The 21,478-nt window shown below is 42.6% G+C and carries 21 protein-coding genes; 9 read left to right on the top strand and 12 right to left on the bottom strand.

What is annotated here, in order from left to right:
* Positions 1–137 precede the first annotated feature (137 nt).
* From NH153_RS06640 to NH153_RS06630, 3 genes are read left to right on the top strand one after another with little or no spacing between them, the layout of a single operon-like run.
* Positions 138–1,466, top strand: a complete 1,329-nt coding sequence (locus NH153_RS06640; protein ID WP_063702191.1) for a GH1 family beta-glucosidase — start codon at positions 138–140, stop codon at positions 1,464–1,466.
* A 24-nt stretch (positions 1,467–1,490) separates the two neighbouring features.
* Positions 1,491–2,822, top strand: coding sequence for a glycoside-pentoside-hexuronide (GPH):cation symporter (locus NH153_RS06635; RefSeq protein ID WP_063702188.1), 1,332 nt, complete (start codon positions 1,491–1,493; stop codon positions 2,820–2,822).
* A 21-nt stretch (positions 2,823–2,843) separates the two neighbouring features.
* Positions 2,844–3,842 carry a LacI family DNA-binding transcriptional regulator gene (locus tag NH153_RS06630; protein WP_063702186.1) on the top strand — a complete coding sequence of 333 codons (999 nt, stop codon included), beginning with the start codon at positions 2,844–2,846 and terminating at the stop codon, positions 3,840–3,842.
* On the opposite strand, the gene NH153_RS06625 is transcribed toward NH153_RS06630, so the two are convergent.
* Genes NH153_RS06625 through NH153_RS06605 form a run of 5 tightly spaced genes read right to left on the bottom strand, consistent with a single transcriptional unit; the run spans position 3,829 to position 9,371 of the window.
* Positions 3,829–5,796, bottom strand: a complete 1,968-nt coding sequence (locus tag NH153_RS06625) for a response regulator (RefSeq protein WP_063702184.1) — start codon at positions 5,794–5,796, stop codon at positions 3,829–3,831. The two genes, NH153_RS06630 and NH153_RS06625, sit on opposite strands and share 14 nt — an antisense overlap.
* A gap of 50 nt (positions 5,797–5,846) precedes the next feature.
* Positions 5,847–6,308, bottom strand: a complete 462-nt coding sequence (locus NH153_RS06620) for a response regulator (protein ID WP_062566100.1) — start codon at positions 6,306–6,308, stop codon at positions 5,847–5,849.
* Entirely contained in the window at positions 6,308–7,786 is a 1,479-nt protein-coding gene (locus NH153_RS06615) for a sensor histidine kinase (RefSeq protein ID WP_063702182.1), read from the bottom strand. The genes NH153_RS06620 and NH153_RS06615 overlap by 1 nt, the downstream gene beginning before the upstream one ends.
* Positions 7,787–7,808: 22 nt before the next feature.
* Entirely contained in the window at positions 7,809–8,018 is a 210-nt protein-coding gene (locus NH153_RS06610; protein ID WP_063702180.1) for a hypothetical protein, read from the bottom strand.
* Between the two features lie 12 nt (positions 8,019–8,030).
* Positions 8,031–9,371 (bottom strand): sigma-54-dependent transcriptional regulator, encoded by a 1,341-nt coding sequence (locus NH153_RS06605; RefSeq protein ID WP_063702178.1) that lies wholly within the window; start codon positions 9,369–9,371, stop codon positions 8,031–8,033.
* A gap of 216 nt (positions 9,372–9,587) precedes the next feature.
* Here NH153_RS06605 and NH153_RS06600 point away from each other — a divergent pair, with 216 nt between their 5' ends.
* Both NH153_RS06600 and NH153_RS06595 read left to right on the top strand, forming a co-directional pair.
* Positions 9,588–10,100, top strand: a complete 513-nt coding sequence (locus NH153_RS06600) for an NUDIX hydrolase (protein WP_063702176.1) — start codon at positions 9,588–9,590, stop codon at positions 10,098–10,100.
* An 81-nt stretch (positions 10,101–10,181) separates the two neighbouring features.
* Positions 10,182–10,715 carry a cytochrome b gene (locus NH153_RS06595; protein ID WP_063702174.1) on the top strand — a complete coding sequence of 178 codons (534 nt, stop codon included), beginning with the start codon at positions 10,182–10,184 and terminating at the stop codon, positions 10,713–10,715.
* A gap of 7 nt (positions 10,716–10,722) precedes the next feature.
* Here the strand turns inward: NH153_RS06595 and NH153_RS06590 are convergent, their stop codons facing one another.
* The 3 genes from NH153_RS06590 to NH153_RS06580 are packed head-to-tail and all read right to left on the bottom strand — an operon-like array spanning position 10,723 to position 12,867.
* Positions 10,723–11,217, bottom strand: coding sequence for a YgjV family protein (locus NH153_RS06590; protein WP_063702172.1), 495 nt, complete (start codon positions 11,215–11,217; stop codon positions 10,723–10,725).
* Between the two features lie 49 nt (positions 11,218–11,266).
* Positions 11,267–11,833, bottom strand: a complete 567-nt coding sequence (locus tag NH153_RS06585; RefSeq protein WP_063702170.1) for a Crp/Fnr family transcriptional regulator — start codon at positions 11,831–11,833, stop codon at positions 11,267–11,269.
* Complete coding sequence (locus tag NH153_RS06580; RefSeq protein WP_063702167.1) at positions 11,830–12,867, bottom strand: NAD(P)H-dependent flavin oxidoreductase; 1,038 nt, start codon at positions 12,865–12,867, stop codon at positions 11,830–11,832. Before NH153_RS06580 ends, NH153_RS06585 begins: the two co-directional genes overlap by 4 nt.
* A 166-nt stretch (positions 12,868–13,033) precedes the next feature.
* On the opposite strand from NH153_RS06580, the gene NH153_RS06575 reads away from it, so the two are divergent.
* Positions 13,034–14,410: an NAD-dependent succinate-semialdehyde dehydrogenase gene (locus NH153_RS06575; RefSeq protein ID WP_063702165.1), complete on the top strand. Its 1,377-nt coding sequence runs from the start codon at positions 13,034–13,036 to the stop codon at positions 14,408–14,410.
* Positions 14,411–14,608: 198 nt separating this feature from the next.
* Here NH153_RS06575 and NH153_RS06570 read toward each other — a convergent pair whose 3' ends face one another.
* The 3 genes from NH153_RS06570 to NH153_RS06560 form a co-directional block, all read right to left on the bottom strand.
* Positions 14,609–15,691: an endonuclease/exonuclease/phosphatase family protein gene (locus NH153_RS06570; RefSeq protein ID WP_063702287.1), complete on the bottom strand. Its 1,083-nt coding sequence runs from the start codon at positions 15,689–15,691 to the stop codon at positions 14,609–14,611.
* A gap of 17 nt (positions 15,692–15,708) precedes the next feature.
* Entirely contained in the window at positions 15,709–16,029 is a 321-nt protein-coding gene (locus tag NH153_RS06565; protein ID WP_063702163.1) for a hypothetical protein, read from the bottom strand.
* Positions 16,030–16,129: 100 nt separating this feature from the next.
* Entirely contained in the window at positions 16,130–16,561 is a 432-nt protein-coding gene (locus tag NH153_RS06560) for a hypothetical protein (protein ID WP_063702161.1), read from the bottom strand.
* Positions 16,562–16,812: 251 nt separating this feature from the next.
* On the opposite strand from NH153_RS06560, the gene rhlP reads away from it, so the two are divergent.
* The 3 genes from rhlP to NH153_RS06545 all read left to right on the top strand — a co-directional run bounded on the left by rhlP (position 16,813) and on the right by NH153_RS06545 (position 21,052).
* Positions 16,813–17,625, top strand: a complete 813-nt coding sequence (gene rhlP / locus NH153_RS06555) for a rhombotarget lipoprotein (RefSeq protein WP_063702159.1) — start codon at positions 16,813–16,815, stop codon at positions 17,623–17,625.
* Between the two features lie 88 nt (positions 17,626–17,713).
* Positions 17,714–19,771, top strand: a complete 2,058-nt coding sequence (locus tag NH153_RS06550; protein WP_063702155.1) for a TonB-dependent receptor — start codon at positions 17,714–17,716, stop codon at positions 19,769–19,771.
* A gap of 66 nt (positions 19,772–19,837) precedes the next feature.
* Positions 19,838–21,052: an MFS transporter gene (locus tag NH153_RS06545; protein WP_082874006.1), complete on the top strand. Its 1,215-nt coding sequence runs from the start codon at positions 19,838–19,840 to the stop codon at positions 21,050–21,052.
* Between the two features lie 14 nt (positions 21,053–21,066).
* On the opposite strand, the gene NH153_RS06540 is transcribed toward NH153_RS06545, so the two are convergent.
* A complete protein-coding gene (locus NH153_RS06540) occupies positions 21,067–21,477 on the bottom strand; it encodes a GFA family protein (protein ID WP_063702152.1) in 411 nt (136 codons plus the stop codon).
* Position 21,478: the final 1 nt, after the last annotated feature.

Here is a 21,478-nt window from a genome sequence, read left to right as displayed (position 1 = left end):
TAAATGTAAGCGCTTACATTTATAACATATAAATCATATTTAGCAATTTATTTGCAGAAAAATTGTAAGCGCTTACAGTCGAGTCTAAGCTCTAATTAGCCAAGCCTTACACTTAACCCGAAGGACGAGTATCAACTGTGTATAAATCAATTTCACTGTTACCAGATTCATCTTTACTCAAGCCCGAGTTCACGTTCGGTGTGGCAACAGCCTCATTCCAGATTGAAGGGGCACGCGATAAGCGCCTCGATTGTATCTGGGATACATTTTGCGAAAAGCCTGGCGCTATTGCAGACCAAAGCCATGGCGATGTAGCTTGTGACCATGTTGCACGTTGGCAGCAAGATGTCGAGATGATTGCAGATTTGGCTGTCGATGCTTACCGCTTATCAATTTCGTGGCCGAGGGTCATGTTGCAAGATGGCTCGGTTAACGAGCAAGGTATGGCGTTTTATGCCCAGCTATTATCGGCGTTAAAAGCACGTAACATTAAGACCTATGTCACCTTATATCACTGGGATTTACCTCAATACCTTGAAGATAATGGCGGTTGGTTAAACCGCGATACGGCCTATAAATTCAAAGAATATACCGAACTTGTTACTCAACATTTAGGCCATTTGGTTGATTCATTCGCCACCTTGAACGAACCATTTTGTAGTGCTTACTTAGGTTATGAAGTGGGTGTACATGCACCTGGCATAAAATCACAACAAGCTGGCCGACAAGCAGCGCACCACTTACTACTCGCCCACGGCCTTGCTATGCAAGTATTACGTAAAAACTGCCCAGACACAGAAGCGGGTATCGTATTAAACTTCAGCCCAACGTATCCTTTAACAGCCGATGATAAAAAAGCCGCAGAACTTGCCGATCAATATCATAATCAATGGTATATCAAAGCGGTTTTAGAGGGGGCTTACCCTTCTTTACTGGATGATTTAGCAGATGAAGTTAAACCAACTATTATTGCTGGCGATATGGCGATTATTAGTCAAGCCGTCGACTTTATTGGCGTTAACTATTATACCCGCATACACTACAAAAATACTGCTGATGGCTGGTTTGAAGAAGCAAGCCTTACGGATGTTCGTGTTACCGATATGGGCTGGGAAGTTTACCCACAAGGTTTAACAGAGCTTTTAGTATCACTTCATCAGCAATATGATTTACCAAAAATGTATATTACTGAAAATGGCGCAGCCATGGCCGACACGCTAGAAAATGGTGAAGTGAACGACATAGAACGCGTAGATTATTATCACACTCACCTAAATGCAGTATGTGATGCAATTCGTCAAGGTGTTGATATTCAAGGCTACTTTGCGTGGAGCTTAATGGACAACTTTGAATGGGCGTATGGCTACGAAAAGCGCTTTGGGTTAGTTTATATTGATTATCAAAGCCAACAACGCATTTTAAAAGAAAGCGCAAAACAATATCGCGCGCTGCTCAAACAGCGATAAAAATAACAACAATCGAGAACACACATGCTGACAAAAAGAGAAAAAATAGCCTACGGATTAGGCGACACAGCAAGTAATATCATCTTTCAAACGGTGATGTTATTTTTAACTTTTTTCTATACTGATATCTTTGGTATTTCACCCGCGATTGTTGGCACCTTGTTTTTGGTGGTGAGAGTCGTTGATGCAATTACCGACCCATTAATGGGAGCCTTAACCGATTCAACCCGCACTAAGTGGGGAAGCTATCGTCCCTACTTACTCTGGCTTGCTTTACCATTTGGGGTGATCAGCATGATCACCTTCACCACGCCAGACCTACCTGAATCAGGCAAAGTCATTTACGCGTTTGTCACTTACACTTTGCTAATGCTGGTTTACACCGCGATCAATATTCCTTACTCAGCCTTAGGTGGGGTATTAAGTGGCGACCCGAAAGAGCGAGTATCCATTCAATCTTATCGCTTTGTGTTTGGTATGCTGGGCGGCTTAATTGTCAGTGCCTGTACTTTGCCTTTGGTAAACTGGCTTGGCAAAGGTGATAACGCTACGGGCTACCAACTCACTATGGCCCTGATGAGCGGCTTAGGTGTGATCTTATTTCTAATTTGTTTTCGCTTTACCAAAGAGCGCGTAGCTGCTCATAACAGCTCATCGTTGAGCTGGAAAACCCGCATGAATACGCTATGGCAAAATGGCCCATTTAAAGTATTGTGCTTTGCCGCATTTATGCTGTTAACCAGTATGGTACTACGCACCACCCTTGCCATTTACTATGTAAAATATGTGCTTGGTGAAGCTGAGCTGGTCACCTACTTTGTTACCATCGGCATGATAGGTAATATTTTGGGCTGCGCCTGTGCAAACCCACTCAGCAAACGTGTTGATAAGAAAACCGCCTATATTCGTTTGCAATATATTTCTGCGGCAATTAGTTGCGTGGCATTTTGGTTGCCGGGCGAACAGCTGATACTTGCCTTTGCGGTGTACTTTTTATGGTGTTTCTTCACGCAAATGGCAACCCCGTTACTGTGGGCAAAAATGGCCGACACCATAGATTACGGGCAGTGGAAAACCGGTGAAAGGCTAACAGGCCTAGTCTACGCAAGCGTGGTCTTTTTCATTAAGCTTGGTCTTGCCCTTGGCGGTGCCATTGCAGGTTGGTTACTGGCATTTTATGGCTATGAAGCCAATACCGAACTCAGTGAACACACGCTTTCGGGTATCTTAATTTCATTTACCCTTTATCCAGCAATAGGTAGTATGCTTGTCGCATTTATCATGAAAAGGTATATTCTTGATAATCAAACGGTTGAGCAGATCAGTGCCGATTTATCGTTAAAGCAGCATCCATAACTTTGTTTAAAAAGGAATAACATGGCCACCATTTACGAGGTGTCGAAACTTGCAGGGGTTTCTCTTGCAACCGTTTCACGAGTAATGAACAACAATGCAAATGTCAGCGATGCAACGCGTAAAAAAGTCACTGCCGCAATGGATGAGCTTGGCTATCGACCTAACTCTATTGCCCAGTCATTGGCATCAAATTGCTCGAACAGTGTTGGCCTACTGGTCTCTGAATTACAAGGTCCGTTTTACGGGCCTATGATGAGCGGCATTGAAAATACCTTTCGTAATCAAGGCAAACATCTGATTATTGCTGCAGGTCACAGTGATGAAGAACGCGAAAAACAAGGGATTGAATTTTTAATTAGCCGTAACTGCGATGGCCTTATTTTGCATGTTGAAGCAGTAAGCGACGACTACCTTATTAAGCTCAGTAAAGGTCGCACGCCGTTTGTTTTGATCAACCGCTATATCAGCGAACTCAGTGACCGCTGTATTTTGCTTAACAACATCAACGGTGGCTATTTAGCGGCGAAACATGTGTTAGAGCAAGGTCATAAAAATATTGCCTACATCAGCGGGCCGCTATGGAAGCAAGATGCCAAAGACCGCCTAGAAGGTCATAAGCAAGCACTGGCTGAGTTTAATCTTGAGTTTGATGAAAACCTCTTATTCCAAGGTGATTTCATGGAAGCGAGCGGTTATGAAGGGTTAAAGGCGCTGCATCAACAAACGCATCCATTCACGGCGCTTATCTGTGCCAATGATGAAATGGCAGTGGGTGCCATGGCAAGCGCGCGTGATTTAGGGCTAACTTTACCTAAGCAATTGTCGATTATGGGTTACGATAACGTGTTTTTCACCCGTCACGTTTACCCACAATTGAGCACTGTTAATTATCCAATAAATGAAATGGGCCGCATGGCAGCAGATTGGGTGTTAAGCCATGTTTATCAAAAACAAACACCACCGCTACAAACGCTATTTGAACCTGAACTTGTTATTAGGCATTCAATTAGCCGCCAATAAGCTCAGATAACAAACCAAGATTAATCGGCTTTAACAGCACTTGCTCAATCTCAAGTTGCTTGATTTTTTCTGGTTCTGGCTCGGCGCCACTAACAATGACTAACTTTAAGTCGGGGTGGCGCTGTTTTATCTGCTGGGCTAAATCAAGCCCTCCACCATCAGGCAAATGCATATCCAGTAATACTTTAGCAAAATTTTGATCGTCACTCAGCGTCGCAAGACATACAGCACAACTTGGCGCTATAACAGTTTCAACACCTAAGCTTTCAAGCAATAACTGAGTGATTTGCGCCGCATCACTGTCGTCTTCGACCAGTAAATAACGTGTACTTTGTAATGTCATTTCAGGGCTGTCGTCTTGCTCAACCACAGGTGCAGTATTGCCTTCGCAAATATAATGATTGAGCACTTGGTAAAGCAGCCCAGAATCAACCGGCTTGGCAATCATATCGTTAAAGCCAAGCGCGCTTAACTCAGTTTTCACCCCTTTCATGGTGGCAGCTGTAAGCGCGATGATTGGTCCTTGATAACCCATTTTACGAAGCTCAATAGTGGCTTCTTTGCCGCCCATAACCGGCATATGCAAATCAATAAATACAATATCAAAAGGCTTACCCGCTTGCTCTGCATTAGCTACTTTTTCAATTGCTTGTTTACCGTGCTCGGCATAATCCACTTCTGCGCCAGTGCTGGTGATCATATGGCCAACGAGATTACGTAAATCTTTTAGGTCGTCGACCACCAACACTCGCCCAGTGGTTTTTAACGTTGCTAGTTTTTGCTGGCAATCGGGGTTTGAATCAAAGCGCAGCACTTGGCGTTCAATATCTCGAATATTGCCAGGGTAAATCGAAAGGGTAAATTCAGAGCCCACGCCTTGCGTTGATTCAAGTTCAATAGAACCTTGCATACGACTAAGTAACTCTGAACAAATAGCAAGCCCCAACCCTGCTCCACCGACATCTCGTGATTCTACATCAGCAATTTGTTCAAATGGTTTAAAGATCAGTGCTTGTTTTTCAGCTGGGATACCAAGGCCTGTGTCTTTAATACTAAAAAACAGCATTTCTCGTTCATTAACCCAAGCAGTCCAAGCTCGCACTGTGATCTCGCCTTGGTTGGTAAACTTGATTGCGTTGTTGATGATGTTAATGAGGATTTGGCGTAACCGTGTAGCGTCTGTGTTTATAACTAAAGGCAAGGCTTGCTGTGACTCAAATTTAAGCGATAAACCTTTATCAAGCGCAGAAACGCGCATTAAGGTATAAACGTCAGCCATTAGGCTATCTAAGTTAACATCACTGCAATTGAGCTCCAGTTTATCGGCAGCAATCTTTGATAGGTCGAGCACATCATTAAGCAAACTCAGTAAATGTTTACCATTTCGGTAAATCACACCCAACTCATTTTGAGCATGCTGATTTTTATCACTTTGCATGAGTAACTCTGTGTAACCCAAGATAGAAGACAGAGGTGTGCGTAACTCATGACTCAAATGGGCCAAAAAGCGGTCTTTAGAGCGGTTTTCAGCTTCTGCTTTTAAACGCTCAACACGCTCATCTTCAACATCTCGGCGAGCTAAAGCGTAGCGTATAGCACGGGCAAAGCGGCTAGAGTTCATCTCGCTTTTAACCAGATAATCAACCGCACCGGCATCGAGCGCTGCAGAATCGAGAGCTTCATCTGATTGCCCGGTTAGCATGATAATCGGGCCGCGAAAGCCATTTGCCACAGCCCGTTTTAATACTTCGAGGCCATCTGATGCGCCTAAGCGATAATCTAACAAACAAATATCATGTTTGTTTTCGCTAAGCTCACTAATGGCCTCTTCAGGGCAACTTAACCACTCAACATCGAATGTATGGGAACCTAATTGGTCTAGGTAGTCGCAAGTAAGAATATAATCGTCTTCGTCGTCTTCTACTAAGAGTAATCGGGTTACCTTGTCTAACATTCTTATTCCTTATTCCAATTTGCTTAATTAAGTATTTATGCGAATTGGACTTAATCGTTCTGTGATGTTGGCAGCTCTACAAACTCTACCCAGTATTTCCCTAGTGTTTGCATTAACTCAACTAAACCTTCAAAAGTAACCGGTTTAGTGATGTATGATGCAGCGCCCAAGTCGTAGCCTTTAACCATATCTTCTTCTTGTTTTGATGTGGTTAAAATCACAACCGGTATGCCCTTCAAGTTAGGGTTGGCTTTGATGGCTTGTAAAGCTTCTCGACCATCCATACGCGGCATATTTAAATCGAGTAAAATCAAGCCCGGACGAGGCGAGTTTTCTTTTTCACTAAATTTGCCTTTACGCTCAAGGTATTCAAGCAGTTCTACACCGTCTTCAACAAAAAACAGCTCGTTCAATACACGGCTTTCGGCCAATGCGTCTTGGGTTAATAAACGATCATCTTCGTCGTCATCAGCCATTAAAATGGTAATTGGTTTAACTTTATTAAGTGGCATTACGCCTCTCCTTGTAATGTGAAAAGCGATGCTTCCACGGGTAATTTAATAGTGAAACTTGCACCCTCACCAACGCGACTGCTTGCGGTTATTTCTCCGCCGTGACGCTCAACAATACGGCGACAAACCGATAAACCTATGCCTGTGCCTTTATATTGAGAACGACCATGCAATCGCTGAAACGGAACAAATATTTTTTCGAGATACTCTTCAGAAAAGCCGATGCCGTTATCTGAAATTGTAATAACTTCCCACTCCACATCGCTATTGTGAGTTTCGCTAAATTCTGACGTTCGTTGGTATGCAATATCAATCACAGGCGCAACATTCTCACGTCTAAACTTCACCGCATTAGAAAGAATATTTAAGAACAATTGCAGCATTTGGCTTGGATCGGCTTGAATGTGCGGTAAAGTATCAAGGTTAACTGTGGTTTCAGATTCTTTTATCGCAATTTCAAGATCATCAAGAACTTCTGCAACAACTTCATTTAAATCAGTATCAGTAAAATCTTTACCCCGGGTGGTTACGCGAGAGAACTCAAGCAGGTCATTGATTAAATTAGACATACGCTGCGCCGCATTTTTCATCCGGCTAATATAGTCGATACCTTTTTCACCGAGTTCATCTTTAAACATCTTTTCAAGGCGGTCACTGAAAGCTTGGATCTTACGCAGTGGCTCTTGTAAATCATGACTTGCAACAAAAGCAAAGTCTTCAAGCTCTCTGTTAGAGCGGCTTAGTTCGTCAGAATAGATGGTTAGCTCTTGCGTGCGCTCTGCGACTTTTGCCGCCAAGTTCTCGTTTTGTTGTTCAAGCTCTGCCCTGTACTTAGTTTGGTTGCGTAGGTTAATACGAGTTAACACAAACATACCAATAATCAATAAGGTACTGGTCACAGCGGTTATCAAAAATGTGAGCTTTGCTTCGTTTTTAATTTGCGACAGCTTCGCAAACTGCTCGATTTTAAAGTTAAGCTCACGCATTTGAATTTCATCAACCGCTACACGAATGTCTTTATATAATTCGCGGCCTTGGTCTGTTAGCAACAGTTGGCGTGCTTTAAGATCTTTATTTGCAAGGGCCAGATCGGTGGTTTTAGTCATCACCGCCACTTTGTCGTTTACTAGATAAATTAACCGCGCAATGCGGTCTGCCTGACCGGGTATTTCTGAATGCAAACTTTTCACAAGCATGATTTGCGCTTGCATCGACGCAATCGCATCATTGTAAGGGAGTAAATAGTCTTTACGATCGGTTAATAGATAACCACGCTGACCAGACTCAGCTTGCACCACAGATAAGTGCAAACGCTCAATCGCAGTGTTGAGTGAGTTGGTATTATCAAGGCTACTTTGTGTTTCAGTGAGTGAGCGAATGCTATTAAGGGCTAAAAACGCATTAGCCACCACAATACAAAGCACCACGGCAATAAAGCCAGCCCAACTGACTGCTATTTTTCCTTTTTGTTTTTGCATTTACTTCTCAATCTATGAGTGCTTAATCAGCTGCGTGAGCGTCGCTTATTTCCTGTAAGTGCTCACTACACTGCTGACAATTAGCAATAATTTTATTCAATGCCTCAAGTGCTTTTTGTTTTGGCATATCATTTTCTAATACGAGCTTAACTAACTCAGCATTCATCGAAATACGGTTTAGTGGCGCACGTGCATCATGCACCATTTTTCGTAAAGACTCGTTATTATTCATAGTTATCCTTTGTTATTTGTATTCGCCAATGCCTCCATAAGCATTTAAACGGTTATAAAGTGTTTTAGTACTGATCCCCAGCATTTGTGCTGCAATCGTCTTATTACCTTGTACTTTGTCTAAGGTCGCGTGGATCAATTCTTTTTCAACTTCTTCAATAGTTTGCCCAGCAACAACTTGGTTTGCTTGACTCTCTTTATTCACTTTAGAAAATGGCGACTCTAATGAATCAGGTAATGTAATAACGGAGCCTTTCGGGTCACTCATAATAAAAGCACGGTGAATAGCGTGACGAAGCTCACGTACGTTACCCGGCCAATCATGGGCCTCAAGCTCTTTGATTTGCGCCGCTTGCCATTTAAAGTCAGTGCCGTTTTCTTCATTAAGCTGCTCTAAAAAGGCATTGGCAAGCAGTGGAATATCTTCTTTGCGCTCACGAAGCGGTGGAATATCAATGGGGAATACCGCTAAACGAAAGTAAATGTCTTCACGTATAACATTGTTTTGCGCAAGGTCGGTCAAGGTGCGATTTGTTGCAGAAATAACACGGCAATTCACTGCTTGCTCTTTGGTGCCACCCACTCGAGTTACTTTTTTGCTTTCAAGCACACGCAGTAAATTTGGCTGCATATCAATTGGCATTTCGGTCACTTCATCTAAAAATAAAGTACCACCCGCAGCTTGCTCAAACACCCCCTCTTTACGAGCAATCGCGCCTGTAAATGCGCCCTTTTCATGGCCAAAAAGCTCGCTACCAATCAGCTCTTTTGAAAATGCACCACAGTTGGTTGCTACTAACGGACCATCACAGTCAGTCGCATTATGAATCGCCTGCGCCACCACTTCTTTACCTGCACCACTTTCACCCATCAACATCACATTAGCAGAAGTGGCAGCGACGCGTTCAATCATAGTGTAAAGCTTTTGCATCACTTCAGATTCACCTATTAGAGTGCCGAAGTGGCGCTTTATTGCTGGCGTTGCTTTTTTCTTAGGGGCTGCTTTTTTAGGGTTAAGTACACGCTCAATGTCTTCACGTTGCAGTGGCTTAACTAGATGGCCGACATTTGGCTCACACATTTCAGCCAGCTTACCTTTTACTGAAGGGTGACCTGAAATTAACGTAACACGAGGCGATTGACCGATTGCTTTTAAGTGCTCAAGTAAATGAAGGCCGCTGCCATCTGGCAACATAAAATCTAAAAAGACATGATCAAACGTATTGTTTTCAAACCATTGCTCCGCTTCAGCAAGGTTCGCTGCAGTATTTATATTGTGCCCGAGGAACTCAACAATGTGACAAACTACATCACTAAATTCACTGTCATCATCAACCAAAAGTACGTTTAACATATTCATTCCCTAAGCTTTTTTAATCATTTTACGCACAGTTATATTGAAATGAAAACTATATGCGCTAGATACCTAAATAGTTCTTAATTCCAGTTATATTACCTTATTAGTTTCAATTTGGGGTAAGCATAATGAATTAAATGCGAAAAAAAAGTTATTATGGCACGTTCAATATTAAGCTAAGCTGTACTTGCATTAATTTAAAGTTGTAATCCTATGAAGTTATTAAGAAAAGTAGTTCACCCAAGTTTAAGTAATGACTATGGCACGGTGTTTATTCGTAACACTGCCCGCGCCATTGTTTTAAAAGGTGAACAAATACTACTTTTATACACCGCCCGTTATGATGACTACAGCCTACCTGGTGGTGGCGTTGATGAAGGCGAAAGCATTGAGCAAGGGCTTCTACGAGAGTTACATGAAGAAACAGGCGCACAACAAATTCAAATAAAGCAGCCACTAGGATTATACGAAGAAGTTAGGCCTTGGTATAAAGACGACTTTGATTGTGTTCATATCAAATCCTATTGCTACTTCTGTGAAATTAGTGATGAATTTGCAGACCCAAAAATGGAGCACTACGAAGTGCAAAATGGTATGCACCCTAAGTGGGTGAATATTTTTGATGCCATTGCACATAACGAAACCACCATGGCAATGAGTGAGAAACAGGGCCTATCGATTCAGCGCGAAACGTTTTTATTAAAGCTGATTGCTGACACTCTTTAAGTTACTTTACATTACTTTACGCAACCCTCAGCCATTGTGGCAGTCTATACTTATAATTAAAGCCAATTATAAGAGTAAACCATGAGTAAAGTAGCTGCCCTTTCAAAACCAACCATCCTGTTACATTGGACCGTTGCCATTTTGTTTATCGGCGTATTTGCGATGGGCATTTATGTTGCTGATTTTGCCGAGCCCCCCGCTAAATTTACCTATATGGGTTGGCATAAATCAATGGGCTTAGTGGTATTGGTTTTTGCCATTGCAAGACTCATTTGGCGTATTAAAGAAGGCGCATTACCTGCAACATCTGCAATGCCTAAATGGCAAACAGCAGTTGCTCACCTCACTCATGGCTTATTGTTACTTGCGACCCTAGCTATGCCGCTTTCTGGCTTTATCATGAGCTATGCGGGCGGTCGTGCAATTAGCTTCTTTGAGTTTGAGCTATTGAGCGCACCAGAGAAAACACCTTGGCTTGCTGATGCAGGCAGCTTTGTACACCACAGTTCAGTGCTTATTATCGTGGTGATTTTAGCCTTACACATTGCTGCTGCACTTAAACACCAGTTTGTTGATAAAGATGGCATGTTGAGCCGCATGCTAGGTAAGTCTTAAATCAAATTTAAGCGGGCTTAGGATGAGCATAAAAGCGCCATAAGCCCACTAAATTACTTATTAAAAACACCGTTTCCATTACCACTGCTAGTGGTGAAAAAACCAAAATGTTATGGACTATCCAACCAATCGTGCCAACAATCATCAGTATGCGTAAGGTAAAATCTTTGCCTTGGAATGAAGCATAAGTTTGCAGTAACGTTGCCGACAGCGCGATAAAGCTAATCCAGCTTTGCCAAGTAAGTAGTACTGCGCTAATACTCAAAAGCATAAAAGCTATCATCACCCAGGTTTTGCGGGCAAAAATACAATAGCCATAACGTAGTGCTGCAATCAGCATTAAACATGCAGCGCTGAAGTTATCGAGCAGCATAAAGTGCACAGATGTCAGTAAAACCGAGCTAAACAAACAAGCTAAAATTGCCTGCCTTTGTTTAAACTGAAATGAAGCCAAATCGAGTAATGTGGCAATGGCAACTAGGCTCTGAGATAAAATAAACATAACAACTCCTGAAAAATCAGCAGTGTAATGTTCACTATTTTGCTACGCCTTAACTTAAGTTAAGACGCCGTCTAATTCGCGATAAAGAAATCGCAGAAATCCCTAAATACATAGCAACCTCGGTTAAACTCAGTTGTTCAAGCCAATGCGGTTTTTGTTCCAGTAAATATTGATAACGCTGCTCAGGGGTATTGAGTAATAAAAACGCTTCTTTTGCTTCTTTAAACAATAATTGCTGACTAACTAACTGATGTTTAATTGCTTGCCAGTCAGCACTATCAAGTAAAACCAAAGGCACCTTAATAAGCTCAGCATCACGTATCACTTTGAGCTGGTAAAGCGCTGGGGTTTTGGTTAACCAGTTACCATATAGCAGTGCAAATTCATCTTGAAAGTAGAACTCTTTACACTTTTGCGCACCTTGCGATGATGCATGTAATGCCCCAAGCACCCCAGATATAATTAAGTAACCTGCATCTTGTTCGTCGCCTTGCTGCAATAAAACATCACCTTTAGCGTAACGCTTTATAGCGCATTGCCCAGCAAGCTTGTTACGAAATTCACAGGCTAGTTGATGGTAACTATCACCGAGCGGAAGTAACTGGGTATCTATCAAGATTGCCAACCTTGCATTAGTAATTCCGTCATTTGCTTGGCGTTTATACCTTCTCGAACCACAAAGCGCTCACCACACCAAAGCGGTGAAAAACCACTGTCACCTTTAGCCTCTGCTTTTGCACGTAATGCCGTCATCGCAATCGACGCATACGGAAAAGGCGGCGCTTGCTCTGGCATCGCGCCTAACTCTTGCATCACTCTGTTGCGTATTCCTCGTGCCGGGCGGCCAGAAAACAATGTCGTCAATTCGGTTGAGTTTGGTGCTACTGTTTTTAATACTTCACGATGCAAAGCACTTGTTGTCGCTTCTTCACAAAGTAAGTAAGCGCTCCCTACCTGCACTGCTGCTACACCTAATGCTTGATAGTGTGCTACATCTTCTGCTGTACAAATTCCACCAGCTGCAATAACGGGAATATCAAGCTTTACACACTCTCGCACCAATTGCGCTGTGGTTGGTTGCAGCGATAAATCCATCGATAAAAAATGACCGCGGTGGCCGCCTGCTTCAATCCCTTGTGCGATAACCGCATCGGCACCATTTGCTTGTAACCAACGCGCTTCATCTAACGTTGTGGCTGATGAAAGAACGACCCCGCCCCATGCTTTTATTTGAGAAACAATCTCTTTACTTGGCAGACCAAAGTGAAAGCTCACAACAGCAGGCTTATAAGGGGCGATAATATCGATCACTTGCTGATTAATTGGCTGGCGTGAGGCGTTACGGGTAAATTGTGAGACATCGACAGCAAACTCATCAAAATAAGATGTAAGCACATTATGCCAAGCAGTTTGCTGAGCCAGTGAATAGTCAGGTGTTTGATGGCAAAAGAAATTAAGATTGAACGGCTTATCCGTCTGCTGACTAATGTAATCAAGCTCTGAGACAAGCTGCTCAGCCGAGAGCATAGCGCAAGGTAACGAGCCAAGCCCCCCAGCTTCACACACAGCCACTGTCAGCTTGGCATTTTGCACACCCGCCATCGGTGCTTGAATAATCGCAAGTTCGGTATTTAACACTGAGTTTGTCATTACGTATTCCTTGTAAGTTTTGCAGCCTGTTGCAGTTTTTACAGAAAAAAGAGTGCCTAGTTAAGATTAAATAAAAATAAAAGGCATTTAAATCATATAGATAAAATATCGAAAATTAGGTATTAGCCTTGCAAACCTTTTCCTACAATTTTGTGAGGAGATAATGATGACTGATACTGTTACTACAATCAATCCAGCCAATGAGCAAACCTTAAATACGTATAATTTATTGTCATTGCAACAAGCACAGAGTGAAGTTGACCAATGTCATCAAGCTTTTTTAAAGTGGCGCACCACATCCCATAAACAGCGCGCTAAATTACTCAATCAACTTGCACAAGTGATTGAGTCTAATCAACAAGAATTAGCCCAATTGATGACCGATGAAATGGGCAAGTTATATCAACAAGGCCTACAAGAAGTTGAGCTTTGCGCTGCAATTTGTCGCTATACCGCTGAGCAAGGGCCCAAAGTGCTTGCTGATGAAAGCCGTGATATGCAAGACGGGCACGCAATTATTAGCTATCAACCAATCGGTGTCATTTTAGGTATCCAACCTTGGAACTTCCCGCTTTATCAAGTTATTCGCTATGCTTGCGCGAATATCATGGCGGGTAATACCACGGTGCTAAAACATGCTGGTAATGTATTTGGCATGGCCGAAAAAATTGAGCAGTTATTTACTCAAGCAGGTTTTGATGACTATTGCTTTAAAAACTTACTGATTGACGGCAAAACCGCAAGCAAGCTTATTGAGCACTCAGCTATTCGTGGCGTGACATTTACTGGTAGCGACGAAACAGGCAAAAAAGTGGCTGAGCTTGCGGGTAAACAGGTTAAGAAAACGGTACTCGAACTTGGCAGTAACGATGCCTATGTTGTACTCGATGATGCTAACTTAAATACGGCGATTACCGCATGTACGCAAGGGCGCTTGATCAATAACGGGCAAACCTGTGTTGCAGCAAAACGCTTTATTGTGGTTGATGCCTTATACGATGACTTTAAAGCCTTAATTAAAGAGCAATTTGAACAGGTTGTTCTTGGTGATCCGAATGATGAAAAAACCACGCTCGGCCCAATGGCCCGTAAAGATCTACGCGATAAGCTTCATCAGCAAGTGACTGAATCAGTAAATGCAGGTGCGTGCATAATTACCGGCGGTAAAGTTGCCGAACACACAGGCTTTTATTACACCCCGACTCTACTTGAAAATATAAAACCGGGCATGCCCGCTTACGATGATGAATTATTTGGCCCTGTAGCATCGCTTATTCGAGCAAAAGATAACGCTGAAGCAATGCAAATTGCTAATGATTCACGCTATGGTCTTGGTGGCGGTATTTTCTCAAAAGATGAACAAGCAGCCATTGAACTTGCAAAACACCATTTTGATACCGGTATGGTGAATATCAATGGCTATGGCCTTGCGCAGCCGAACTTACCATTTGGTGGTGTAAAAGACAGTGGCTATGGCCGTGAACACGGCGGCTTTGGACTACGAGAATTTGTTAATATCAAAACTATTATGGTCAACGACTAACCACAAAAAGGGCTCATTAGAGCCCTCTTTAATACTAAAACGTATCACTTTTCATACCAATCCGCTTAATTAAGTAGTCTATTTTGAGGCAATAAAACCTCGTTGATAACAAGGCAAAAATTTCGTTATTTAGTTGTTCTAAATGAGAAATTTTTAACGCAGTTAGCGACAGGTTTTATCCCACAAAATGATTAAGTATTATTGCGGGTTGGTATCAAACATTGGCACTTGCTGTTTGGAGGCTGATGGCATTTTTAACTCATCCACGGCTTTTTCTTTATCAATCTGCTCTTGTTGTTTTTGATTGTCAGAGTCGGGGTGATAAACAAGCTCAGTAAGCAGTGCAAAGTGATCAGAACCATACTTTGCCAAACGCTCAATACGCTTAACACTAAACTCATTACTATGAAAAAGGTGATCAAGCGGCCAGCGCATAAAGAAATAGCTGGCATGAAAGGTATTAAAAAAGCCGCGACCTTTACGTGGGTCTAACAAACCGCTAATACGCATAAACAAGCGGGTACTCCGCGACCATGCAACATCATTTAGATCACCGGCAACAATACAAGGTCGCAGTCTGTTTTTAAGTGCTTTCGCTAAAATTATCAGCTCAGTATCACGGGGTCGAGAGCTGTCTTCTTCTGTGGGGCTCGGAGGAGCAGGATGAATAAAGTGCCCTTGTACTTCTACGCCATCTGCATCTTCGAACAAAATATGGATTGAGGGGATATCGCTTTCTATAAGCTCACAAACTTGCTGTTGTTTGATTTTAAACTTGCTGTACAAGTGCATGCCATAACGATTATCTTTTGGGAAGTACACTCGATATGGGTATTCTTGCTCTAAACTGCTCAGTTTATTTTGCCAAGTTTGATCAGACTCTAACGTAATGAGTAAATCAGGTTGGTGCGTTTTAACTAAACCAATGAGTTGGTCATATTCAGTGTTCGACATCAGTACATTTGCCGACATAATACGAATACTGTGCTTATCGGATTTATTACTTGAGGCAACTTCTTTATTAGCGAGCCTTGTGTAAGGGTAAATCCAGCCGACTTGTAAAAGCAACACGACGATACTCGCCAGAGCACAACCAATATAAAGCGCGGAGCCCGTACGACTGATTAAATAGCTTGCAGCAATTAAACTCGCACAAGCAAGGTAAACCACTTGCAAGCGTACAAAGTCACAACTGCGAATTAAATAATGTTGGGAATATGAAAATGGCAAGATTGAGACCACAAGCAGCATGGCCAATAGTGAACTCAATCCATAAGTCATGAACGATTCAAGCAAAACTAGCGGCTCAGAATAGAAATAATTTCTCGGGTATCTTCCACTAAACGCACGACAGTATCGTCGACTTGAATTGAAATTAGACCATCTCTGTCTCGTGATTTAATCACTTTACCGCGGCGGTAAATATCACGGTCAAGAATATCGCCTTTACGTAATTTCTTTTGCCAACCAGGTGGTAAATCACCACCATTATCAAGTTTCTTTTCAAGGCCAGGTGGCAGACTTTTATCTTTGTCCTTATCCTTGTCTTTATCTTTTGCAAGTGCGCCAGCCGTCACTAGGCTTAAACCAATCACTGCAACTGTTAACAATGCTTTCATGCGAGTGCTCCTTTTATTAGTCCAAATTAAGCGTAGCAAGTTTTTCTGAATTGGGTATGAAACAAGCTAAAAAAAAGCCGCTAAGCGGCTTTTGACAGGATTAACGATGGCGAGTAACGATTGATAAAATCTCTCGCGTATCGTGTACTAGATGAATAAGACGGTCATCGATTTCGATGGCAATAATGCCATTTCGGTCGCGACGTTTAATCACTCGACCATGGCGATATATATCTCGGTCAAGAATATCACCATGGTGATAACGCTTATACCAACCTGGTGGTAAGCCACCACCATGCCCTACTTTTTTGTATAAACCGGGTGGTAAATCACGGTAGCTGTAATGGTCATATCGGTCATGACGATCATGTCTGTCATGATGATGATGCTTGTGATGTTTTTTATGTTTATGCTTTTTGCGTTCGTGTTTTTGTTCGTATCTATCATGGTCACGATCATGTTTCGCGTTTGCTTCCATAGGTATCAAACTCAAACCTAAAACGGCAACTGAGATAGTAATTAATTTATTCATAATAGAGACCCTCAACGTTTGCTCTTGATAAAAAGCCTAACGTTTTAGCCTGAATCATAGATGAAGGGTTACAATTTAAAAACGCAACTGTTTACATATCAACACATTAGAAAGCCAATCTTTACATTTCTTTAAACTTCTTTGGCACTATTTACGAAAAATCGAGTCTGAGTTACAGTTCCAGTTGCAGTGTTAGCCTTTATATTTGCAACATAAACAAACGCTTCTTCACTACATAATAAGGATAATTTATGAATGTACTAAAATGGTGTTTGATAATTAGTATTACTGCACTAACAGGTTGTAGTGCCATGATGAGCCAATATGGCAATCAAAAAACGCAATCAAGTTCATTGGTTGAGTACCTTTACCCAGACCAACAAGACAGAGCTGCACACCAAGCAACGATTCCAACCTTGAACTTACCTGCCACAGTAGGGATTGCCTTTATCCCTAACAAGTACAATGATGGCTTGCATCATGGGGATGAAGTCGCACTGCTTAATAAAGTTAAAAAGCAGTTTATGCAATATGACTACATAGACCGTATTGAAGTGATCCCAAGCACTTACTTAAAAGGTAGTGAAGGATTTACCGCATTAGAGCAAGTTTCTCGTTTATATGATGTGGATATTATGGCGCTTGTTTCGTACGACCAAGTGTCGCAAAGCTTAGAAAATAACGCTGCGTTTTTATATCTAACGATTGTTGGTTTATATGTGATTCCGGGCAATGAAAACTCAGTACAAACCTTTGTAGATACCGCCGTATTTGACGTAAAAAGCCGAAAAATGCTGTTTCGCGCGCCAGGTATTCATAAAGCAGAGCAACGCAGCACAGCGATTGGCATCGATGAAGTCGCTAAAGAGCAGTCACTAGCAAGCTTTAATGGTGCCGTTGATGACATGATCACAAATCTCGATGCTGAATTGGCGCAATTTAAAACCCGCGTAAAAGAAGAAAAAGTGGCTAATGTCACGCACAGAAATGGTACTGGCGGCAGTAGCTTATTCTGGTTAGTGGCAGTACTGGCAGGTTTTGCCGTACATCGCCGTAATGCATAACAGACAAAGTTATTAATCGCGAAAGCTTTTACCCATCCTAAAAAGCAGATACCCTTTGGTTTTTGTTGTACCTAACCAAAGGGTTTTCATGAAGTTGTCGATACTCTCAGTGCTTGTGAGCACCTCATTATTTAACCATCAAGCTTTCGCTAATAATGAGCTAGAACATATTACAACGACCGCCTCGCGCAGCGAAGTGTTGGCAGATCCACTCCCTGTTGTCGTCAGCAGTATTTCACAAAAGCAACTGGCTCTTATCGCTCCAACTCACATTGAACAAGCCCTAAGGCAAGTGGCCGGTGCCAATCTTCAACATGGTAACGGACAAGAGTATTTACCCGCTTTACGTTCACCTGTACTTTCTGGCGCAGGTGCCTGTGGCGGCTTACTCACTGCCGAAGACGGTATTCCACTTCGCGCAGCCGGTTTTTGCAACATCAATGAGTTATTCGAAGCCCACACTGAAATGGCTGAACGCATCGAAGTACTGAAAGGTCCGGGCTCTGCACTTTATGGTTCAAACGCAGTGCATGGTGTGATCAACGTAATCACCCCAGATACAACCTACGACCATAACCAACTTGGTTTTGATTACGGCTCGTTTGGCTACACCCGCTACAAACTAGGTACGGGGCGTGACTTTGGCCAACAAGGTTTAGGCATTAATGCTACGATCACCCGAGATACGGGTTATCGTGATGATGAAAGTGTTGATCAAGAAAAGCTATCACTGCGTCACCGTTTTGATGGCAAAAAACTAAACGTAAGTACAGGCCTGACTTACACCCATTTAGATCAACAAACGGCTGGTTTTATTGAAGGCTTTGAAAGCTATAAAGATGAGCAAATAGCTCAGTCTAATTTTGACCCAGATGCATTTCGTAAAGCCCGATCTTTGCGTGTTTGGTCAAAGCTAAATTGGACACAAGATGAGGCTAACAGCTTTACCTTAACGCCTTATATCCGCGACCAAGACATGACCTTCTTTAAGCATTTTTTACCGGGTACTCCCCTTGAAGAAAATGCTCAGCAAGGTGTTGGCCTTCAATCAAGCTGGCAGCATAAGTTGACCGGTTCTAGCCTGTTAACTGTTGGCTTTGATGGTGAGCTTACAGATGCTGACTTTTTACAATATCAAGATAGCCCAACTGAAGGCTCAGCGTTTTTAGTCGCCACCGTGCCTCAAGGTAAACATTACGACTATCAAGTAACTAGCACTCTATTAGCACCAATTGTTAACCTTGATTGGCAACTTGATGAGTTACTCATCAGCCTAGGTGGCCGATACGAGCGTATGCGATATGACTACGACAACCATATGTTGGCTGGTCGTACAAAAGACGATGGTACTCCATGCGCAATGGGTGGGTGTCGCTATTCTCGACCAGAAAGCGGCGTAAATCGCTTTACTCACTTTTCGCCAAAGCTTGGTTTAAGCTATCAATTTGCAGATAACCAGTTTATCTATGCCAATGCTTCAGAAGGTTATCGAGCACCGCAAGCGGCAGAGCTTTATCAGTTACAACGCGAACAAAATGTCGCAGATCTAAAATCTGAAACTGCTAAAAACCTAGAGCTTGGTTTAAAAGGTCAACAAGCACAGCTGCATTATGTAGTTAGCATTTATGCAATGAATAAAAAGAACGTAATTTTCCGCGACAGTGATTTTTATTACGTCAATGATGGCCAAACCCAGCATCGTGGTATTGAGCTTGAGTTAGCCTATGCCATAACGCCTAGCCTATCGATGCAGTTAGCCGCGAGCCACGCCAAGCATACATACAGTTATGACCAATTACTTAGCGGAGTTAATATCAATGGTAATCTCATTGATACTGCACCACGTAACATCGCTAACTTACAGCTACTATGGCAAGCAAACGACATAACGCGTGTTGGCCTTGAGTTACATACCACCAGCAGCTACTTTACTGATCCTGAAAACCAGCATAGTTACGAAGGCCATTCATTAGTAAATTTAAGAGCGGCGTGGCAGCTAACAGACAACCTAACGGTGACTGCGCGAATAAACAATTTAACCGACGAGCGTTATGCAGAGCGCGCTGACTACACTACATTTAGTGGCGACCGCTACTTTCCGGGTAGACCGCGCAATGCCATGTTATCAGCAAGTTATCAGTTTTAAATAACCGCATTTTTTGGTGAGCTATCTCATAGTTCACCCACACTGTTTAGTGTTTTGGTATGATAAATGTACCTCTTGCTATTACTCCTAAACAGCGTGACATCTTCTCAAAATCTAATTCGTAACCTTCTTTTAGTGCTGGGCATTTTTCTTATTGCAGCCAGTTTACGTGCCCCTATCACTGGTATTGCACCGGTGCTTGAACAGATCATTGAACAATTTAAGTTAAATGCATCACAAGCTGGCATGTTGACGACATTACCTTTAATCGCGTTTGCTATTGCCTCGCCTATGGCAGCAAGCCTTGCTAAAAAGTGCGGCCTTGAAGTATCACTGTTCATTGCCCTGGTACTCATAGGCATAGGGGTTGTCTCTCGAGTTATTGATTCTGCCACCGTGCTATTTATTGGCACCGCTGTAATTGGTGTCGGTATCGCGATTGGTAATGTGTTATTACCAAGCTTAATAAAACGTGACTTTCCACACAAAGTAGCAGTAATGACGTCTAGTTATGTTTTAGCAATGGGCATTTTTGGTGGCAGCTATTCAGCACTCATCATTCCACTAGCTGAGTATAAAGACCTTGGTTGGCAATTGGCGCTTGCCAGTTATGCCTTATTGGTTGTGCTGGCTATTGTGGTGTGGTTACCACAACTTAAGCAACATACCATGCCAAAACAGGCATCCGTTTCAAACAGTACACAAAGCAAAATTTGGCACTCTGCACTTGCTTGGCAAATCACCTTATTACTTGGCTTTAACTCCTTTTTCACTTATATCATGCTAGGTTGGCTACCCAGCATTTTAATAGAAGGCGGCCATAGTGCGCAGCATGCGGGTGCTTTGCAAGGCGCCTTTCAAGTAGCCTCTGCGCTGCCAGGTATTGTGCTTATTCCACTACTTGCCAAATTAAAAGATCAACGCATCTTAACCCTAAGCTTGGCATTACTTGGCGCGCTTTGTTCTGTTGGATTATTAGTTGCGCCTAGCTTTGCGATGCTTTGGTCAGTCACCTTAGGTTTTTGCTCAGGTGCCTGTTTTATCTTGGGCTTATCATTTGTAAGCCTGCGCACTCATGACTCAATGCAAGCCGCTGCGTTATCGGGTATGGCACAATGTATCGGGTATTTATTGGCTGCAACAGGCCCTATTATTGCGGGCGCCTTACATAGTTATTTTAATAACTGGGCGGGAGCACTTTGGCTGTGTATTGCATCAAGCCTATTGTGTGCTTTATTTGGTTACTTAAGTGGCCGAAATATCACTATCGGCCAACAATAAATATGAAACCGCAGCTATTTAGGGGCGGTTTCAAAGGCGCTCATATTACTAAGGTTATCGAGCCAAGGTTTATGTGAGCGATACCAAATATGCGCTTTTGGAATAAGCTTATCAGCTTGCTCTATAGCGCCAATACGTAAGCCATAAATACGTTCACCTGCACCTACAGAAGTCGCGTATAAGGCTGTACCACAGTTACCACAAAACCCTTGCGCACGCTGATTACCACTCTCGGCAATTTTTATATATTCTTTTGGCTCAGCACCTGTAAAAGTAACCCCATCTGGCACAGACACAACAACGGTACGAAAAGGCGCACCCGAGATAATTTGGCAGTCAGTGCAGTGACAGTTAATCACTTTATTTTCATCAACTTCTGCGTGGTAAGTGACTTCACCACAATGGCAACGGCCGGTAACCTTCATA

It is taken from the genome of Pseudoalteromonas gelatinilytica, assembly GCF_001641615.1.
Lineage (GTDB): Bacteria > Pseudomonadota > Gammaproteobacteria > Enterobacterales > Alteromonadaceae > Pseudoalteromonas > Pseudoalteromonas gelatinilytica.
Note: the sequence above shows the minus strand (reverse complement) of the source record. Positions and strands in the feature narration are given on the sequence as shown.

Excerpts from the sequence above, each read along its gene's own strand:
- NH153_RS06635 (WP_063702188.1), top strand. The coding sequence starts at position 1,491 with ATGCTGACAAAAAGAGAAAAAATAGCCTACGGATTAGGCGACACAGCA.
- NH153_RS06630 (WP_063702186.1), top strand. The coding sequence starts at position 2,844 with ATGGCCACCATTTACGAGGTGTCGAAACTTGCAGGGGTTTCTCTTGCA.
- NH153_RS06625 (WP_063702184.1), bottom strand. The coding sequence starts at position 5,796 with ATGTTAGACAAGGTAACCCGATTACTCTTAGTAGAAGACGACGAAGAC.
- NH153_RS06620 (WP_062566100.1), bottom strand. The coding sequence starts at position 6,308 with ATGCCACTTAATAAAGTTAAACCAATTACCATTTTAATGGCTGATGAC.
- NH153_RS06615 (WP_063702182.1), bottom strand. The coding sequence starts at position 7,786 with ATGCAAAAACAAAAAGGAAAAATAGCAGTCAGTTGGGCTGGCTTTATT.
- NH153_RS06610 (WP_063702180.1), bottom strand. The coding sequence starts at position 8,018 with ATGAATAATAACGAGTCTTTACGAAAAATGGTGCATGATGCACGTGCG.
- NH153_RS06605 (WP_063702178.1), bottom strand. The coding sequence starts at position 9,371 with ATGTTAAACGTACTTTTGGTTGATGATGACAGTGAATTTAGTGATGTA.
- NH153_RS06600 (WP_063702176.1), top strand. The coding sequence starts at position 9,588 with ATGAAGTTATTAAGAAAAGTAGTTCACCCAAGTTTAAGTAATGACTAT.
- NH153_RS06595 (WP_063702174.1), top strand. The coding sequence starts at position 10,182 with ATGAGTAAAGTAGCTGCCCTTTCAAAACCAACCATCCTGTTACATTGG.
- NH153_RS06590 (WP_063702172.1), bottom strand. The coding sequence starts at position 11,217 with ATGTTTATTTTATCTCAGAGCCTAGTTGCCATTGCCACATTACTCGAT.
- NH153_RS06580 (WP_063702167.1), bottom strand. The coding sequence starts at position 12,867 with ATGACAAACTCAGTGTTAAATACCGAACTTGCGATTATTCAAGCACCG.
- NH153_RS06575 (WP_063702165.1), top strand. The coding sequence starts at position 13,034 with ATGACTGATACTGTTACTACAATCAATCCAGCCAATGAGCAAACCTTA.
- NH153_RS06570 (WP_063702287.1), bottom strand. The coding sequence starts at position 15,691 with ATGACTTATGGATTGAGTTCACTATTGGCCATGCTGCTTGTGGTCTCA.
- NH153_RS06565 (WP_063702163.1), bottom strand. The coding sequence starts at position 16,029 with ATGAAAGCATTGTTAACAGTTGCAGTGATTGGTTTAAGCCTAGTGACG.
- NH153_RS06560 (WP_063702161.1), bottom strand. The coding sequence starts at position 16,561 with ATGAATAAATTAATTACTATCTCAGTTGCCGTTTTAGGTTTGAGTTTG.
- rhlP (WP_063702159.1), top strand. The coding sequence starts at position 16,813 with ATGAATGTACTAAAATGGTGTTTGATAATTAGTATTACTGCACTAACA.
- NH153_RS06550 (WP_063702155.1), top strand. The coding sequence starts at position 17,714 with ATGAAGTTGTCGATACTCTCAGTGCTTGTGAGCACCTCATTATTTAAC.
- NH153_RS06545 (WP_082874006.1), top strand. The coding sequence starts at position 19,838 with ATGTACCTCTTGCTATTACTCCTAAACAGCGTGACATCTTCTCAAAAT.
- NH153_RS06540 (WP_063702152.1), bottom strand. The coding sequence starts at position 21,477 with ATGAAGGTTACCGGCCGTTGCCATTGTGGTGAAGTCACTTACCACGCA.